The sequence below is a fragment of the Mycobacterium sp. D16R24 genome, from assembly GCF_002013385.1.
Lineage (GTDB): Bacteria > Actinomycetota > Actinomycetes > Mycobacteriales > Mycobacteriaceae > Mycobacterium.
Genome location: NZ_MAEV01000022.1, coordinates 109,975 through 126,854, shown reverse-complemented (window position 1 = coordinate 126,854; position 16,880 = coordinate 109,975). Strand labels below are relative to the sequence as shown.

General features: G+C 63.8%; 18 protein-coding genes. 9 read left to right on the top strand and 9 right to left on the bottom strand.

Features of this window, described 5'->3' with window-relative positions; genetic code table 11:
- Positions 1–2: 2 nt before the first annotated feature.
- The 3 genes from B4383_RS19495 to ipdE1 all read right to left on the bottom strand — a co-directional run bounded on the left by B4383_RS19495 (position 3) and on the right by ipdE1 (position 2,647).
- Entirely contained in the window at positions 3–647 is a 645-nt protein-coding gene (locus B4383_RS19495) for a TetR family transcriptional regulator (protein WP_176126452.1), read from the bottom strand.
- Positions 648–716: 69 nt separating this feature from the next.
- On the bottom strand, positions 717–1,505 hold the full coding sequence (ipdF, locus tag B4383_RS19490; protein ID WP_078292631.1) for a (5R,7aS)-5-hydroxy-7a-methyl-1-oxo-2,3,5,6,7,7a-hexahydro-1H-indene-carboxyl-CoA reductase: 789 nt from the start codon (positions 1,503–1,505) through the stop codon (positions 717–719).
- The gene (gene ipdE1, locus B4383_RS19485) at positions 1,505–2,647 is read right to left on the bottom strand and encodes an acyl-CoA dehydrogenase IpdE1 (RefSeq protein WP_078292630.1); all 1,143 of its coding nucleotides are present in this window, start codon (positions 2,645–2,647) and stop codon (positions 1,505–1,507) included. Before ipdE1 ends, ipdF begins: the two co-directional genes overlap by 1 nt.
- A gap of 99 nt (positions 2,648–2,746) precedes the next feature.
- Between ipdE1 and B4383_RS19480 the strand changes: the two genes are divergently transcribed.
- Genes B4383_RS19480 through B4383_RS19460 form a run of 5 tightly spaced genes read left to right on the top strand, consistent with a single transcriptional unit; the run spans position 2,747 to position 7,778 of the window.
- Positions 2,747–4,318 carry a FadD3 family acyl-CoA ligase gene (locus B4383_RS19480; RefSeq protein WP_078292629.1) on the top strand — a complete coding sequence of 524 codons (1,572 nt, stop codon included), beginning with the start codon at positions 2,747–2,749 and terminating at the stop codon, positions 4,316–4,318.
- Positions 4,318–5,478: an acyl-CoA dehydrogenase family protein gene (locus B4383_RS19475; RefSeq protein ID WP_078292628.1), complete on the top strand. Its 1,161-nt coding sequence runs from the start codon at positions 4,318–4,320 to the stop codon at positions 5,476–5,478. Before B4383_RS19480 ends, B4383_RS19475 begins: the two co-directional genes overlap by 1 nt.
- Entirely contained in the window at positions 5,475–6,443 is a 969-nt protein-coding gene (locus B4383_RS19470) for an acyl-CoA dehydrogenase (RefSeq protein ID WP_078292627.1), read from the top strand. The genes B4383_RS19475 and B4383_RS19470 overlap by 4 nt, the downstream gene beginning before the upstream one ends.
- Entirely contained in the window at positions 6,440–7,381 is a 942-nt protein-coding gene (locus tag B4383_RS19465) for an acyl-CoA dehydrogenase family protein (RefSeq protein ID WP_078292626.1), read from the top strand. The genes B4383_RS19470 and B4383_RS19465 overlap by 4 nt, the downstream gene beginning before the upstream one ends.
- A 22-nt stretch (positions 7,382–7,403) precedes the next feature.
- Entirely contained in the window at positions 7,404–7,778 is a 375-nt protein-coding gene (locus B4383_RS19460) for a MauE/DoxX family redox-associated membrane protein (protein ID WP_078292625.1), read from the top strand.
- Between the two features lie 17 nt (positions 7,779–7,795).
- On the opposite strand, the gene arr is transcribed toward B4383_RS19460, so the two are convergent.
- Positions 7,796–8,221 carry an NAD(+)--rifampin ADP-ribosyltransferase gene (arr, locus tag B4383_RS19455; protein WP_078292624.1) on the bottom strand — a complete coding sequence of 142 codons (426 nt, stop codon included), beginning with the start codon at positions 8,219–8,221 and terminating at the stop codon, positions 7,796–7,798.
- Positions 8,222–8,365: 144 nt separating this feature from the next.
- On the opposite strand from arr, the gene B4383_RS19450 reads away from it, so the two are divergent.
- From B4383_RS19450 to B4383_RS19440, 3 genes are all read left to right on the top strand, one after another.
- Complete coding sequence (locus tag B4383_RS19450) at positions 8,366–9,640, top strand: hypothetical protein (RefSeq protein ID WP_078292623.1); 1,275 nt, start codon at positions 8,366–8,368, stop codon at positions 9,638–9,640.
- A gap of 68 nt (positions 9,641–9,708) precedes the next feature.
- Positions 9,709–10,095 carry a hypothetical protein gene (locus tag B4383_RS19445; RefSeq protein WP_286143962.1) on the top strand — a complete coding sequence of 129 codons (387 nt, stop codon included), beginning with the start codon at positions 9,709–9,711 and terminating at the stop codon, positions 10,093–10,095.
- Between the two features lie 17 nt (positions 10,096–10,112).
- Positions 10,113–11,219 carry an agmatine deiminase family protein gene (locus B4383_RS19440; RefSeq protein ID WP_078292622.1) on the top strand — a complete coding sequence of 369 codons (1,107 nt, stop codon included), beginning with the start codon at positions 10,113–10,115 and terminating at the stop codon, positions 11,217–11,219.
- 7 nt (positions 11,220–11,226) lie between these two features.
- Here the strand turns inward: B4383_RS19440 and fmdA are convergent, their stop codons facing one another.
- The 5 genes from fmdA to hsaA all read right to left on the bottom strand — a co-directional run bounded on the left by fmdA (position 11,227) and on the right by hsaA (position 15,546).
- The gene (fmdA, locus tag B4383_RS19435) at positions 11,227–12,483 is read right to left on the bottom strand and encodes a formamidase (protein ID WP_078292621.1); all 1,257 of its coding nucleotides are present in this window, start codon (positions 12,481–12,483) and stop codon (positions 11,227–11,229) included.
- Positions 12,484–12,497: 14 nt separating this feature from the next.
- The gene (locus B4383_RS19430; protein ID WP_286143963.1) at positions 12,498–12,722 is read right to left on the bottom strand and encodes a hypothetical protein; all 225 of its coding nucleotides are present in this window, start codon (positions 12,720–12,722) and stop codon (positions 12,498–12,500) included.
- Between the two features lie 143 nt (positions 12,723–12,865).
- On the bottom strand, positions 12,866–13,438 hold the full coding sequence (gene hsaB / locus B4383_RS19425; protein ID WP_078292619.1) for a 3-hydroxy-9,10-secoandrosta-1,3,5(10)-triene-9,17-dione monooxygenase reductase subunit: 573 nt from the start codon (positions 13,436–13,438) through the stop codon (positions 12,866–12,868).
- 2 nt (positions 13,439–13,440) lie between these two features.
- Entirely contained in the window at positions 13,441–14,343 is a 903-nt protein-coding gene (gene hsaC / locus B4383_RS19420; protein ID WP_078292618.1) for an iron-dependent extradiol dioxygenase HsaC, read from the bottom strand.
- A gap of 15 nt (positions 14,344–14,358) precedes the next feature.
- A complete protein-coding gene (gene hsaA, locus B4383_RS19415) occupies positions 14,359–15,546 on the bottom strand; it encodes a 3-hydroxy-9,10-secoandrosta-1,3,5(10)-triene-9,17-dione monooxygenase oxygenase subunit (RefSeq protein WP_078292617.1) in 1,188 nt (395 codons plus the stop codon).
- Positions 15,547–15,823: 277 nt separating this feature from the next.
- Between hsaA and B4383_RS19410 the strand changes: the two genes are divergently transcribed.
- Complete coding sequence (locus B4383_RS19410) at positions 15,824–16,876, top strand: ferredoxin--NADP reductase (protein WP_078292616.1); 1,053 nt, start codon at positions 15,824–15,826, stop codon at positions 16,874–16,876.
- Positions 16,877–16,880 lie beyond the last annotated feature (4 nt).

Sequence of the window (16,880 nt, the reverse complement as noted above, 5' to 3'; positions counted from 1 at the left end):
GTCTATTCGGGTGACTGAACGGCGTTGTTCGTGGTGATCCCGCCGAGAACTATCGAGAGGTACTGTTCGGCGACTTCCTGCGCCGTGCGTGAGCCGCCAGGCCGGAACCAGCGCACCGAGACCCAGGTCGCATCGCGAATAAACCGGTACACCACGGCCACATCGAGATCCGGGCGGAAGTAGCCCTGCGCAATGCCGTCACGCAGCACTTCCAGCCACAGCTCGCGCTGCTCGGTATTGAGCTCGTTCAGATAGGCGAACCGCTCCTGCGACAGCAGTCGGGGCGCCTCCGCTTGGTAGATGGCGACCTGCGCGTGCTTGGTTTCAATCGCGTCGAACGACGCCAGAAAAAGGCCCTTGAGGGTGTCGACGGGGTTCAGGTTGGCCGCCGCGATTTCGCGGTACCGAGTGAACAGTCCCTCGAGGAAATCGCGGAGCAGTTCGTCCACGATCGCTTCTTTGGAGTCGAAGTGGTGATAGAGGCTGCCGGACAGGATTCCCGCCGCATCGGCGATATCACGCACCGTGGTGGCGCGCAGACCGCGTTCGGCGAACATGGCGGCCGCAAGACTCAGCAGCTCGTCACGCCGGGACGGCTGCGATGAGCCGTTTGCGCGAAGAGCGTCCGGCTCTCGCACTTCTGCCACGTTGTCCACCTCCCCACTGTATCAACCAAGCGCTTGTTTGGTTACCTTGCGTGCGCTTCATGGCGCATGTCACGCCCGCTGGCTGGACACCGAGATGACCTCGCCGGTCAGGTAGCTCGAGTAATCGCTGGCCAGGAAGGCAATGGTGGAAGCGATCTCCCATGGTTCGGCGGCACGACCGAATGCCTCATCGGAGGACAGCTTGTCCAGCAGATCCGAGGACGTCACCTTGTCGAGGAATTTGTGCCGGGCAATGCTCGGGGCGACGGCGTTGATGCGCACGCCATGCTCCACGGCCTCGATGGCACTGCACCGGGTAAGTGCCATGACGCCGGCCTTCGCGGCGGCGTAGTGCGACTGCCCGTACTGCGCACGCCAGCCCAACACACTCGCGTTGTTGACGATGACGCCGCCGTGGCCGGCCTCGCGGAAGTACCGCAGCGCCGCACGTGTGGCACGGAAGGTGGAGGTCAGGGTGACGTCGAGAACCCGGTCCCACTGCTCGTCGGTCATATCGGCGACGGGAGTCTCACCACCGAGTCCCGCATTGTTCACCAGCACGTCGATACGGCCAAGGGCCGCTACGGATTCGGCGATCAGCGCATCCACGGCTGCGGTGGAGGTGACATCACACACCACCGCGGCCACCTTGCCCAGCCCGAGCGCCGCGAGCTCGTCCCGAGTCTCGGTGAGGCGACGCTCGTGGTAGTCGGAGACGACGACGTCGGCCCCCTCGGCCAGAGCACGGCGCGCCGTGGAGGATCCAATACCAGTGCCCGCCGCGGCGGTGATGACAACCGCCTTGCCCTTCAGAAGTCCGTGTCCGGCAATCTCTTCCGGTGCCTGCGACAAGCTCACTAGCGCGCCTCTCTGGGTAAACCGAGCACCCGCTCGGAGATGATGTTGCGTTGGATCTCGTTGGAGCCGCCATAGATCGTGTCGGCGCGCGAGAAGAGGAACAGCCGCTGCCATTCGTCCATCTCGCCGTCATCGGTCAACAGAGTCGACTTTCCGATGATCTCCATCGCAAGTTCGCCCAAGTCGCGATGCCAGTTGGCCCACAACAACTTTGACACATTGTCCTGACCGGGACGCTCCTCGTCCATGGTGGCCAGCGCGTAGGCACGCATGGCGCGAAGCCCTACGTAGGCCTGAGCAAGGCGCTCCCGGATCGCCGGATCGTCCGCCGAGCCGTTGGACTTGGCGAGCCCGGCCAGCCGGGAAAGTTCACGGGCATAGGTGATCTGGTTACCCAGCGTCGAGACACCACGTTCGAAGGTCAGGGTGCCCATCGCCACCCGCCAGCCATCGCCGGGCTCACCGACCACCAGATCAGCGGCGGTACGCGCGTTGTCGAAGAACACCTCATTGAACTCCGAGGTGCTGGTCAGCTGGATGATCGGCCGAATCTCGACCCCCGGCTGATCGAGGGGCACCAGAAGATACGACAGGCCCCTATGCCGCGCCGATCCGGGTTCGGTACGCGCGACCACGAAGCACCACTGTGATTGCAGCGCCAGCGACGTCCACACCTTCTGCCCGTTAATCACCCATTCATCACCCTCAAGCACCGCGGTGGTAGACACATTCGCCAGGTCCGACCCCGCGCCGGGTTCCGAATAGCCCTGACACCACAGCTCCGTGACATCACGGATGGCTGGAAGGAAGCGCTGCTGCTGTTCAGGGGTGCCGTAGGCGATGAGGGTCGGACCGAGGAGCTCCTCACCCAGGTGGTTCACCTTGTGCGGCGCCTCGGCCCGCGCGTACTCCTCGTAGAAGATGACGCGCTGGCTCACGGTGGCGCCGCGTCCCCCGTGCTCGACCGGCCAGCCTAGACAGGTCCAGCCCGCGGCGGCCAGGTGGCGGTTCCAGGCGAGGCGCTCGTCGAAGGCTTCATGCTCGCTGCCGGGGCCACCCAGGCCCTTCAGCTCGGCGAACTCACCGACGAGGTTCTCGGCCAGCCATTCCCGGATCTCGGTACGCACCTGATCATCGGACATCTCCGATAACGGACGCTCGGAAGCCGCTTGGAACTCACCCACACCTGTAGGCTAACCTACCAAGCACTTGCTTGTTATTGGAAGGTGGGTCGGACGCGTATGGAGTCGGCGCAGCAGACACCCGAGCCCACCATTCCGGCCGCGTTAGACCAGGCAGCAGCCCGTTTCGGTGATCGCGACGCCCTCTATGCCGATGGCTCGTGGCTGTCCTTTTCCGAACTTCGCACCCGCGCCAGGCGCTTCGCGGCGGCGCTGATCGCCCTCGATATCAAGCACGGAGACCGGGTGGCCATCTGGTCTCCCAACTCCTGGCACTGGCCCATAGCCTGCCTGGGCGCGCAGTACGCCGGAGCCGCCGTCGTCCCGATGAACACCCGCTACACCGTCGACGAGGCGACGGACATTTTGCAGCGCAGCGAGGCTCGCGTGCTGGTGTCGGTCGGAGTGTTCCTCGGTTCGGATCGCATCACTCAACTGGACACCGCGACCCTCCCCGACCTCGCCCATATCGTGCGGATCGCGGTGGAAGCCGGCGACCACGCCAATTGGGACGAATTCGTCGCGCACGGAGATGACGTGAGCGACGAGAACATTGACGAGCGCAAGTCGACGGTGAACTCCGAAGACATCAGCGACATCCTCTTCACCTCCGGCACTACCGGACGCAGCAAGGGTGTGCTGTGCATGCACCGCCAACCACTGGCGGCCTCCCTGGCGTGGGCTACCTACGGAGAATTCACCGAGAACGACCGATATCTGTGCGTCAACCCGTTCTTCCACAACTTCGGATACAAGGCGGGCATCCTGGCCTGTCTGCAGACGGGCGCGGCACTCATGCCACAGCTGACCTTCGACCCCGAAAAGGCAATGGCCGCAGTCCAGGAACACAAGATCACCGTGTTGCCCGGCGCGCCCACCATCTTCCAGATGCTGCTCGACCACCCTGCCCGTAAAAACTATGACCTGACCTCACTGCGGTACTCCGTGACGGGTGCGGCCGTCGTCCCAGTAGTGCTCATCGAACGCATGCAATCCGAGCTGGATTTCGATCTGGTACTTACCGCCTACGGCCTCACCGAGACTCAAGGCTTCGCCACGATCTGCCGCTCCGATGACGACGCGGTGACGGTCGCGACCACCTGTGGACGTCCGATGATCGGCTACGAGCTGCGGATCGCCGACGCGCAGAACCCGGGCGACGAAGGCGAAGTGCTGCTGCGCAGTGCCAACGTCATGAAGGGCTATCTCGACGATCCGCAGGCCACCGCCGAAACCATCGACTCGGCTGGCTGGTTGCACACCGGCGACATCGGAAAGCTCGACGAGCGCGGCAATCTCACCATCACCGACCGGCTCAAGGACATGTACATCTGCGGTGGGTTCAACGTGTATCCCGCCGAGATCGAACAGGTGCTGATGCGGCTCGACGGTGTAGCGGACGTGGCCGTGATCGGAGTGCCCGACGCGCGGCTTGGCGAGGTTGGGAAGGCGTACATCGTGCGCAAGCCCGGCGCATCCCTCAACAATCAGGCCGTCATCGATTACAGCGCAGCGCATGTGGCGAACTTCAAGAAACCGCGGTTCGTCGAGTTTCTCGACGAACTTCCCCGCAACCTGGGCGGCAAGGTGGTCAAACCCACCCTGCGCGCCATGCATGAGGAGTCTGCGTAATGGACCTGTTGCTTGACGACGAGACCGAGGCGTTCCGGACGGAGGTGCGCGAGTTCCTCGCCGCCAACACCCCGAATCCGCCGCTACCCTCCTATGACTCACCCGAAGGCGCTGTACTGCACCGCCAGTGGGAGCGGACCCTCTATGACGCGGGCTTCTCCGCAGTGTCCTGGCCCAAGGAGTACGGCGGCCGCGATGTCACCCTGTTGCAGTGGGTGATCTTCGAGGAGGAGTACTTCAAGGCAGGGGCCCCCGCGCGCATCAGCCAGAACGGCATGTTCCTGCTGGGGCCCACGCTGTTCGCGCATGGCAGCAAGGACCAGCTGGATCGCATTCTCCCCAAGATGGCCAACGGCGAGGAGATCTGGGCACAAGCCTGGTCGGAGCCGGAGTCGGGTAGCGATCTGGCATCACTGCGCTCCCCCGCCCGCAAGGTAGACGGTGGCTGGCGCTTGTCCGGACAGAAGATCTGGAGCTCACGAGCGCCATTCGCGGACAGGGCATTCGGGCTCTGGCGCTCCGACCCAGAATCGCAGCGCCACCAGGGTTTGACGTACTTCATGTTCGACCTCAAGGCCGAGGGCGTCACTGTTCGCCCCATCCCCCAGCTCGACGGCGATCCCGGTTTCGCCGAGATCTTCCTGGACGATGTCTTCGTCCCCGACGAGGACGTCATCGGTGCGGTGCACGATGGCTGGCGGGTGGCCATGAGCACGTCGAGCAATGAGCGTGGCATGTCATTGCGTAGCCCCGGCCGCTTCCTGGCCACCGCGGACCGGCTGGTGAATCTATGGAAGTCGGTTTCGGAGAACGGGTTCGCGTCCGAGCGTGTCGCCGACGCCTGGATCGCCGCCCAGGCCTACCGGCTGCACACCTTCGGCACCGTGACCCGGCTGTCCGGCGGCGGCGAGCTCGGTGCCGAATCCTCGATTACCAAGGTGTTCTGGTCCGAGCTGGATGTCGCCCTGCACGAGACGGCGATCGACCTGCGTGGCGCCGACGGCGAGCTCACCGGGCCATGGACGGACGGGTACCTGTTCTCCCTCGGCGGTCCGATTTACGCTGGCACCAACGAGATTCAGCGCAACATCATTGCCGAGCGGATTCTGGGCCTGCCCAGGGAAAGCAGCGCAAGCGCTCGCACGGGAGGTGCCAAGTGAGGTTCGATCTAGACACGCAGCAGCGAGATTTCGCGGCCAGCATCGACGCGGCCCTGGGGGCCGCCGATGTTCCCGCCGCGGCTCGCGCGTGGGCAACCGGTAACCACGAACCCGGGCTCGCGGTGTGGTCGACATTGTCCGATCTCGGTGTCACCGCCCTCGCAGTCTCCGAAAAGTACGACGGCATCGGCGCTCATCCCGTCGATCTGGTTGTCGCGCTGGAAGGTCTAGGCAAGTGGGCGGTGCCGGGACCGGTCGTCGAGTCCCTCGCGGTAGCACCGATCCTGCTCGCCGAGGATGAAAACGGAGCTGAGCGTTCCTCGCAACTGGCCTCCGGAGAACTCATCGTCACCGTGGCCGCACCTCCCACGACGCCACGCGCGCTCGACGCGGATGTTGCGGGGCTGGTGCTCATCGCCGACGACATCGGGTTCCGCGAGGCCCAGGCCGGCACGCAACACGAGTCGATCGACGCCACCCGCCGGCTGTTCGATGTAACACCGACAGGGGGCGGCGTCTCTCTGGATACCAGCCGCGCCATCAACTTTGGTGTGCTCGCGATTTCGGCACAGCTTGTCGGTCTTGGGCAGTCACTACTGGACCGCGCGGTGGAGTATGCCAAGCAGCGTTCGCAGTTCGGGCGGCCGATCGGCTCCTATCAGGCCGTCAAGCACAAGCTGGCCGATGTCCACATCGCACTGGAGCTGGCCCGCCCGTTGGTGTACGGCGCGGCGTTATCCCTGGCCGAGGACTCTCCCACCGCCGCACGTGATGTGAGTGCGGCGAAGGTGGCTGCCGGCAAGGCCGCTTACCTTGCCGGGCGTTCCTCCCTGCAGACCCACGGCGCCATCGGCTTCACTGCCGAATACGACCTGTCACTGTGGATCCTCAAGGCGCGGGCCCTGACGTCGGCCTGGGGCACACTGGAATGGCACCGTGCGCGGGTGCTTGGAGCGCTCGCATGAGTTCCGAACGGCAGATGCTGCGTGACACCGTCCGCTCTTTGGTGACCAAACGGGCCGACTCGGCCGCGGTACGCAAGGCGATGGAATCCGAACGCGGCTACGACGAGAGCCTGTGGACCGTTCTGTGCGAACAGGTGGGCGCCGCAGCGTTGTTGGTTCCCGAGGAATTGGGCGGTGCCGGGGGCGAGCTAGCAGACGCGGCCGTCGTGGTGGAGGAGCTCGGCCGCGGGCTCGTGCCCAGCCCGCTGATGGGCACGCTGTGGGCACAGCTCGCTCTCCTGGGCGCCGGGTACGACGGTGAACTGCTGGAATCGTTGGCCTCCGGTGAATCGATCGGTGCAGTGGCCTTCGACCCGGGATATGTCGTCAATGGAGCCAACGCCGATGTGGTGCTCACCCTGGAGGGCGATGAAGTGCACCGAGCGGAGAACGTCACCGCTACTGCGTTGTCCACGATGGATCCCACCCGCCGGTTGGCCGCGGTCGCGGTCAGCGGAAGCGAACCGATCGGCACTGCCCAGGGACTGGTCGACAAGGCCGGGTTACTACTGGCCGCCGAGCAGGTGGGGGCGGCGGCACGCGCCCTGGAACTCACCGTCGAGTACACCAAGACGCGGGTTCAATTCGGACGCGCGATCGGCAGCTTCCAGGCTCTCAAACACCGGATGGCCGACCTGTACGTGCTGGTGGAGTCAGCACGCGCGACCGTGTACCAGGCCATCCAAGATCTCACTACCGAGGCCGCGACCGTGGCGAGAATCAAAGCCAGCGAGGCACTTTCGATCGTGGCCGGTGAATCGATCCAGTTACACGGCGGTATCGCCATCACCTGGGAACACGACGCCCACCTGTATTTCAAGCGTGCACACGGCAGCGCGCTGCTCCTGGGAACACCACGTCAGCTACTCCCAAACCTGGAGAGCGCCGCAGGACTGTAGGTTCCCGGCCTAGACTCCGGGCATGGAGACCAAAGCCAGCCCCTGGCCCGCCTACCGGCTCGCCGCAGTGCTCCTCGGTGTCGGCGTCCTACATTTCGTCGCCCCTAAACCCTTCGACGCCATCGTCCCGGCCGAACTGCCTGGTGAGGCTCGGTTCTACACGTACGCCTCGGGTGTTGCCGAGCTCGGAACCGGTGCGCTTCTGCTGACCCCGAAGACACGCAGGCTTGGTGGCACCCTCGCGGCGCTGCTGTTCATCGCCGTCTTCCCCGCGAATATCAACATGGCGCGTCAGTGGTGGGACAAGCCATGGCCGTTGCGACTGGGGGCGCTTGCCCGGTTGCCGTTGCAGATCCCGATGATCACCGAGGCGCTCAAGGTGCGACGTACGGCGTAGTCGAGTTTCGTCGTGTTCTAGTCATAGATGACGACATTTCCCGTGCGCCGAAGATCGGCCAGCCCCGCCCGAAAGGTTTCCATGGATTCGGACAGGGGCCCTTCCCAATCCGTGACCGCACCCACGATGCGCACGGCTTCGCGGGTGCGGTACGAGTGGGTCGGATTCCCAGGAAACTTCTTGTCCGTGACGTTCGGATCGTCTTCCAGGGTGCCCTCCGGTTCCACGATGTAGACATGGCCCCTGCCCTCGCCTTTGGCCATGATGGCCGCCAATCCCGCGCCAATCAATGTCCTCGTCACGTAGACGTGGTTCATGATGCGGCCTTCCTCGTAGTTCGACAGATGCCCGGGGGTCAACAGATCGCCTATCTCGAGGTCGGCCTTGGTGCCATGGAAGTACGCGCCCGACTCGTGCGCCTCGAAAAAGTTCGGCATCGTCATACCCGTTCCCATCAGTCGACATTCGTGGTCGCAGGATTCTGCGCCACGATGGGGGTCTTGCCGCAAGCCCCCCTTCATGCCATATTTTGAAAGGAGACAAGCCAAAAGGTTGACCCCACAACCGCTCAGTGGTCGGCTTGACTCATGCCGCTGCAGATATCCGACCGCGAACGCGAAGCCCTGGCGCAGGTCACTACGTTCCCGCTGCTGGCAGCGATCACCGGGCGCCGGTCACGACGATTCCCCCTCGGCGGGCACATCCCCGACGGTCCGCTCGCGTACACCAGCGCTCATCCCGCCAGACCGATATCGGAAGTCGAACGGGCACTGATTCTTTCGGTGGTCGGGGGCGTCACCGGGTGGCACTACGGCATCACCTATCACCCCGGACACGCTCCCGCATTCCCGAACTATTCCGGCAGCGCGACCGGACGCACCTTCCCCTCCGCGGCGGGTTTTCACACCAGCCAGCTCTTCTTCACCGATGACACCGGAATCTACCTGCTGCCGACACGCGATGAACCCCCTCGGAAGTTCACGTCCATCGAGGACTGGATCACCCACACCGCCGACTCCTATGTGCGGATCTCGGACAAACGCCTGGAGTTTCCGCGGGAAGAGCCGTACATGGAGGGCCACAACATCTGGATCGGAAATCACCCGGGCAGCCTGCTGGCCTTCCCCGTGGCCGATCTGGCAGAACACCTGATCGCCAATCTGTCCTTCTTCGCCGCGAATGGCTACCTGGTCTACGACGATGTCAACAACCGGAGCATCCCAGGAACCGAAAAATTCAGCAGCTTAAGGAATTACGACGACCCCATTCCGCTGTCCTTCGTGGAGCAGTACACGCTCACCGAGGCCAGTGCCGAACTGGCCACCGCAACACACAACGGGGTGCTCCTACTTCAGGCGCTCGGGCTGGGCGGCTGGATGTTCGACGGGCTGGACCGGCTGTCGGTGCTCGGCGGCTCCGGCGACCCGCGCGCGCCCGGTATCGGGTTTCGTTCCGACAACGATGACCGGTGGCCATTTCCGAACGCCACCGGTCTGGATGGATTCTTCGAGACCCTCAGTCCCCCGCATGTGCCCACTGTCGCAGCGGGCGTTCAGAAGTACGTCGAGCGCAAATACGGCCCCGGCGGGCCCTTCCACCCCGACACCCCCGGCGCTTGGGCAGATTCACGCAAGGTGCGCGCAGCCGCATTACCGGCCGAGGCGATCCAGGAGATCGTCACGACCGAGGCCTCCTACGTCTACGACACCTTCGGAAAGATTCCCGGCACCGTCCCCACTGTGCACACCCTGATGTATCTGCAGGCACAAAACATCGACTTGGGCTTCTACGACACGCATTTCGGCCCCGGCGCCTACCTGCCGACGCATGCCGAACACGCTGACCGCTGGTACGGGGCTTGATTGCCGTACACTGACAATTACCTGTACATCGCAGGGAGAATATTTGCTAACTCGGGTACGTTCGCGGTATGGCGACACACTTGGACTTCACGCTGCGCTATGACCGCTGGTATCTACCGCTTGCCACGGTGATGGGGCTGGGCCCACGCCGCACCATCATCCGAATCTCCGACCAGACGCTGACTGTCAAGCACGGATGGGCATTTGCCATCGAGATTCCGCTGACAAGCATCCGCTCGGCAGTTGTTCGCGCAGAGAAGCCACTGGCATGGGGTGTACACGCCAGCGCCACCGGTTGGCTCGTCAACGGTTCGCGTGAGGGCATTGTCGACATCCAGTACGCCCCACCCATCAAACCGAAAGCACCCATGTCGTTCGGTGCGGTCGGCGGCCTGCGGCTCAGCCTCACCGACCCCGACGGGCTCATCGCGGCGCTGCCCCAGAACGCGGCGTAACTTGGCACAATCTGGTTATGCGCCGACGACACCTGCTCCAACTCGGAGCGGGGGTGGCAGCAGGCCTCGTGCTGACTTCCTGTGCCGATGAACGCGACGACAACAATGGCGAGGTGAGCGACGGCAGCACCTGGCGCATGCCAGATGAAGGCGAACCACACCTGCGAACCTGGATGGCCTTCGGCGCCAGTGACGAGATCTGGGGCCGACGGCTCAAGCGGCGGGTTCAGCAGAATCTCGGAGCGATCGCCCAGGCCATCGCGCAGTTCGAGCCGGTGTCGATGCTGGTGCGGCCACACGAGACCGAGCTGGCCCGCCAACTGGCAGGGCCCAACGTGGACTTGGTTCCCGCGCCCTTGGACGATCTGTGGATCCGCGACAGCGGCCCGGTATTCGTTCGCAACGACACCGGCAGAGCCGCCGTTGATTTCAACTTCAACGGCTGGGGCAACAAACAGAAGCACGACTCGGATACCAAGGTCGCCACCGAGGTCGCCAAGCTCGCCGGAGTTCCTGCTCTGCACACCAATCTTGTGCTGGAGGGCGGCGGGATCGAAGTCGATGGTGAGGGCACCGCGATCATCACCGAAAGCTGCGTTCTCAACAACAACCGCAACCGGGGACGCTCCAAAGGAGACGTCGAGGCGGAGCTACAGCGACTACTTGGCCTGCACAAGATCATTTGGCTCCCGGGTATCGCGGGCATGGATATCACCGACGGGCACACCGATTTCTATGCGCGGTTCGCCGGACCGGGTGTTGTCGCCGCCGGACTGGACAGCGACCCCGACTCATTCGACTACGACGTGACACGTGAACATCTCGCGATCCTAGAAAAGGCGACGGACGCGGCCGGACGCCCCCTGCGTGTGGAAGTGCTCGAAGCACCCGAGCAGGGGCGCGCTGAATTCGAATCAGAAGACTTCGCCGCGGGTTACATCAACTTCTACGTGTGCAACGGCGGTGTCATCGCACCCGAGTTCGGCGATCCCCGCGCGGATGCGGAAGCCAAGTCCACTCTGGAACGTGTGTTTCCCGACCGCCGGATCGTGCAGCTCGATATCGACGGCATTGCCGCCGGCGGCGGTGGCATCCACTGCGCCACACGGCAAGAACCCCGATAGCGCTGACTCAGTGCGCAACCGATCGCGGCGCACCCGGACCGGCGTCGATCTGCACCGGGCCCGCGGCCGAGGGCGTCACCGGGAAGTCGAAGATCGCCGTCGGAATATAAACGGTGGCACAGGAATTGGGGATATCGACGACGCCGGATAGCCGACCTTCGATGGGTGCGGCGCCCAGTAGAAGATAGGCCTGCTCCGGGCTGTAGCCGAATTTGGTCAGGTAATCGATGGCGTGCAGACAAGCGCGCTGGTACGCCAAATGCGAATCCAGGTAACGCTGTTCGTCGTCGAGGGTGACCGAGGTCCCCGAGAACGCCAACCACTGCGAATACTGCGGATCGGTATTGCCCGGCATGAAGATCGCGTTCTCCGACACTCCATAGGTGTCCATACCGCCCTTGAGGACGTCGACATGCAAGTCGATGAAGCCACCCATCTCGATGGCTCCACAGAAGGTGATCTCGCCGTCGCCCTGGGAGAAGTGCAAGTCACCGACCGACAGCTTTCCGCCCGGCACGAACACCGGGTAAAACACCCTGCTGCCCTTGGTCAGGTTCTTGATGTCTTGATTGCCACCGTTCTCCCGGGGTGGCGCGGTCCGGGCCGCCTCAGCCGCCGCTCTCTCGAAGGTTTCCCCGGTAAGCGCACCGAGCACCGCATCCCGCGGCTCCGGCGGAAGTGCCAGCGCGGGAACACGGTTGGGATCCGTGGCGATCAGAGCACCCTCACGGGCGTTCCACCTCGCCAGCAGTTCCGCTGATGGCGCCGTCCCCATCAACCCCGGATGCACGATCCCGGTGAAGCTGACCCCAGGCACATGGCGGGAGGTGGCGGTCTGCCCCGAGAAATCCCAAATCGCCTTGTACGCATCCGGGAACTGCTCGGTAAGAAATCCACCGCCGTTCACGGTCGGGAAGATGCCGGTGTAACCCCACCCCTGACCGGCCAGCGGCCCGGCGTCTTCCTGCGGGATGGGACCCACATCGAGGATGTCGACGATCAGCAGGTCTCCCGGCTGCGCCCCCTCCACCGAGAACGGTCCCGACAATGCATGCACCGTGGTCAGTGGGGCATCACGGATGTCGTCGGCGGAGTCGTCGTTGCGAATCGCGCCGTCGAACCATTCGCGACAATGCACACGGAACGAAGTACCGGGCTTCACGACCGCCGCCGGCGGAATGTCCGGGTGCCACCGGTTGTGCCCGACGATCTGTTGCTCGGTGAATTTCTTGCTTGAATCCAGCGGGAACAGCACTTCGGGCATGGCAGTCCTTCCAGTCAGGGGCGGGGTAACTTGCGATGCAAGGGATTTGATGTCACCGGCACTGAGCGGCGCAGGGGCGGCGGCACGGAAACCACGGGCGGCTCACTGGCACTGCGATGAGTGGCATCGAGCAAGCGCGTGCGCGACGAGGAACCGCGGCTCATTCCGGCGATACCGAAAAGCCGTCGCGCCGACGCAGAGCAGCCGGGGCATGGCACCGTATCGGGCGCCGTGGCCATCGGAAATTTACGCGAGGTATCGCCACAGTTCGTGCACCGATACGCGTACAACGCCATGACCCGCCCTCACCGAGGTAGCACCTGGAACTGAGACGTTACGCCGGATTGGCCAGGCCCGCACAGGAAACGAGCGGAGGGCCGGGTTACAACCAGGTGTCCTCGGTGGTGGTGGTGAGGAATGCCTCCAGGTCATTGCGCCAATCGGCAGGCGTGGTCTTGTCTGGTTCGATCCCGGTGTACTGCCCGCGATAGAAGAGCAGCGGCCGGGAAGCGGCGGGAATCGCCGGAGCTTCGCTCAACTCCTTGACCGATCCGAACACCAACCAATGGTCGCCACCGTCGTGGACGGTGGCGACCTCGCAGTCAATGTGCGCAAGCGATCCGTTGATGATCGGCGATCCGAGACCAGAGGGACGCCAATCGATTCCGCCGAACTTATCGGGCTCCCGCGAACCGAATCGCGCCGAGACCTCACGCTGGTCCTCCGCGAGGACATTCACGCAGAACTTGCCCGAGGCCTCTATCGCCGCCCAAGACCGCGACTGCTTGGTCGGACAGAACAGCACCAGCGGCGGCTCCAACGACAGCGCCGCGAACGACTGACAGGCGAAGCCCACCGGTACGTCCTCATGCTTCGTGGTGATGATGGTGACGCCGGTACAGAACTGCCCCAGCACATTCCGGAATGCCCTGGGGTCGATCTGCGATGTGGGCATCTCTACTTGAACCCAACGCTGAAATCGTGACCCCACAGGCTGATACCGACGCTCTCGCGCGCGATCCAGCTCTCGTCATCGACTTCAGAACCCTCGCAACCGAATTCCATATCGAACCCACCGGGAGTCTTCATATAGAAGGACAGCATCTTGTCGTTGATGTGCCGCCCCAGGGTGGCCGACATCTTGACCTTTCGCCGGTTCGCGCGGTCCAAGCAGAGACCGACATCGTCGGAATTCTCCACTTCGACCATCAGGTGCACGATTCCGGTCGGGTTGGGCATCGGCATGAACGCCAGCGCGTGGTGACGCGGGTTGCATCCGTAGAAACGCAGCCATACAGGGTCACCATCAGCCGGGCGCCCGACAAGCTGCGGCGGCAGCCGCATCGAGTCGCGCAGCCGGAAGCCGAGCACACCCTCGTAGAACGCCTGCGCCGCAGCGTCATCGGTACAGGTGAGCACCACGTGCCCCAAGCCCTGCTCAGCCGTGACGAACTTGTGGCCGTATGGGCTCACGAATCGGCGCCCCAGATACTGGGCTCCGTGGAACACCTCCAGCACGTTTCCCGACGGATCCTGGAACCTGATCAACCCCTCGACCTTACGGTCGGAAGCCTCGACCTTGGTGCCCTCGACGTACTCAACACCCGCGTTGTCCAGGCGATCCCGAATTGCCTGCAACGCCGGCGCGTCCGCGACCTCCCAGCCCGAGGCGAGCAACCGGTCGTTCTCGCCCGGTACGATCACCAGACGCGCCGCGACATCGTCCATCCGCAGATAGAGCGCGGCGGGGTTGTCGCCGGTGCCTTCCATCATGCCGAGCACCTTGGTTCCGAATTCGCGCCAAGCAGCTACATCGGTGGCCTCGATCCGCATGTACCCGAGTGCCTTGATAATGCTCATCTTGCTGACGCTCCCCTAAACCATCGTGTCGGTGGCGGGCAGCTCGAAGGCATGGTTACCCCAGATCTGGTAAGCCCGCTCAGCGTCATTGGCCGCGTGTACGCGTCCGGCGTGCGCATCACGCCAGAAACGCTGCACCGGTGCGTCATTCGATAGCGCGGTGGCCCCGGAGTTCTCAAACAACAGGTCGATCGAGGCGATGGCCCGTCCGGTGGCACGCACCTGATCGCGGCGTGCGGCGGCGCGCAACTCGAAGGGAACCTCCTGGCCTGCCGAGATAAGGGCGTACTCGTCGCCCACATTCCCGATCAACTGACGCCAACCGGCATCGATATCACTGGCGGCCTCGGCCACCCGAACCTTGGTGAACGGGTCATCCTTGGCCTTCTCACCGGCGTATGCCGCGCGCACCCGCTTGCCCTGAGCCTCCACGTGCGCGTCGTAGGCGCCGTACGCCATGCCCATAATGGGCGCGGTGATGGTGGTGGGATGCATGGTGCCCCAAGGCATCTTGTACACCGGTGCGGTGTTGGTCTCGTAACCACCGGCGGTCTGGTCGTTCATCTTCTTGTACGACAAGAAGCGGTGCGACGGCACGAACACGTCCTTGACCACGACGGTGTTACTACCAGTGCCACGCAGACCGACGACGTTCCACACGTCGTCGATGCGGTACTCGGTACGCGGGATCAGGAAGCTACCGAAGTCGACCGGACGGCCGTCCTTGATGACGGGGCCACCGAGGAACGCCCAGGTGGCGTGATCGCAGCCCGAGGACCAGTTCCAGGCACCGTTGACCAGGTACCCGCCATCGACGACGACACCGGCGCCCATGGGCGCGTAGGAGGAGGAGACTCGCACGTTGGTGTCGTCGCCCCAGACCTCTTCCTGGGCCTTCTGGTCAAACAGGGCCAAGTGCCAGTTGTGCACGCCGATGATCGAGGAGACCCAACCGGTTGAGCCGCAGGCGCTGCCCAGCCGGCGCACCGCCTCGTAGAAGGTGGTGGGGGCCGTCTCGTATCCACCCCACTGCGAGGGCTGCAACAGCTTGAAGAAGCCAATCTCCTGCAGTTCGGCGACCGTGGCGTCGGGCAGACGCCGCAGGTCCTCGGTCTCCTGAGCACGCTTGCGCAGGATCGGCAGCAGGTCGTCAATTCCTGCGAGAACCGCCTGAATCTCGTCCCGCTGTTCGGTCGTCGTCACTGCATTTCCTCCACTGCTGTAGTTAGCATCAGTCGGCACAAACTAGGGCTAGTAGTTCGCGACACTCGCTGTACACCCACGGTGGTAGCGCGTGTTCCCTGCTGAGACTAGAACACGTTTCGATCTGTGTCGACACCGCCTCACCCACCCCGGGAAGGCGGGCTCATCTGGAACGAAGCGACGACGGTGTTGTAGGGCCAAAGGTCAATTCTGTAACCTGTTCTAGTTCGGTTGTAGTTGGGCTCGGCCAGACGAAGTCAACGACGGAGGAAATCACGTGACGGACGTTCCGCTGGGAAAGCACGTCCTCGAGGTTCGCATCGCCGAGGTTATCGACGAGACCGCCGACTCCAGGTCATTGGTCTTCGACATTCCCGAGGACGCGGCCGATAAGTTCGCGTACACACCCGGCCAGTACCTCACGCTGCGCATTCCATCCGACCGCACCGGATCGGTGGCGCGCTGCTACTCGCTGTCCAGCTCACCGCATATCGACGACCGGTTGACGGTGACAGTCAAGCGCACCGTCGATGGTTACGGGTCCAACTGGATCTGCGATAACGCCCATGCCGGGATGCACATGCACGTACTGGCCCCCTCGGGAGTGTTCGTCCCCACAGACTTGAGCCGGGATCTCCTCCTCGTTGCCGGCGGCAGCGGAATCACCCCGATGATGGCGATCTGCAAATCCGCGCTCTCCCAGGGCAACGGCAAGGTCGTCCTCATCTATGCCAACCGCGACGAACAATCGGTCATCTTCGGGGCGGTACTTCGGGAGCTGACCACGCAATATCCGGAGCGGCTGACCGTCATTCACTGGCTCGAATCGGTGCAGGGGCTGCCCTCGCGACAATCACTGGCCACGCTAGCGGCACCGTTTGCCGGGCATGAGGCCTTTATCTGCGGCCCCGGGCCGTTCATGGACGCCTCCGAGGCCGCGCTCAAGGGCAACGGCATGTCCGAGGACCGCGTGCACATCGAGGTCTTCCGCTCTCTGGAGAGCGATCCGTTCGCCGAGGTAGTCCTTGCCGAGCCTTCGGACGATGACGAACCGCCGGCCACGGCCACCGTGGAACTCGATGGTGAGACCCACACCGTCAGCTGGCCGCGCAGCACCGTGCTGCTTGACGTGTTGCTCGCCAAGGGGCTGGACGCGCCGTTCTCCTGCCGCGAGGGGCACTGCATGACATGTGCCTGCATCCTCAAGGACGGGCAGGTCCGCATGCTCGTCAACGACGCACTGTCCCAGAACGACATCGACGACGGGTACATCCTGGCGTGCCAGGCTGTACCCGAGACCGACGATGTCAACGTCACCTTCGATGAGTGAACGC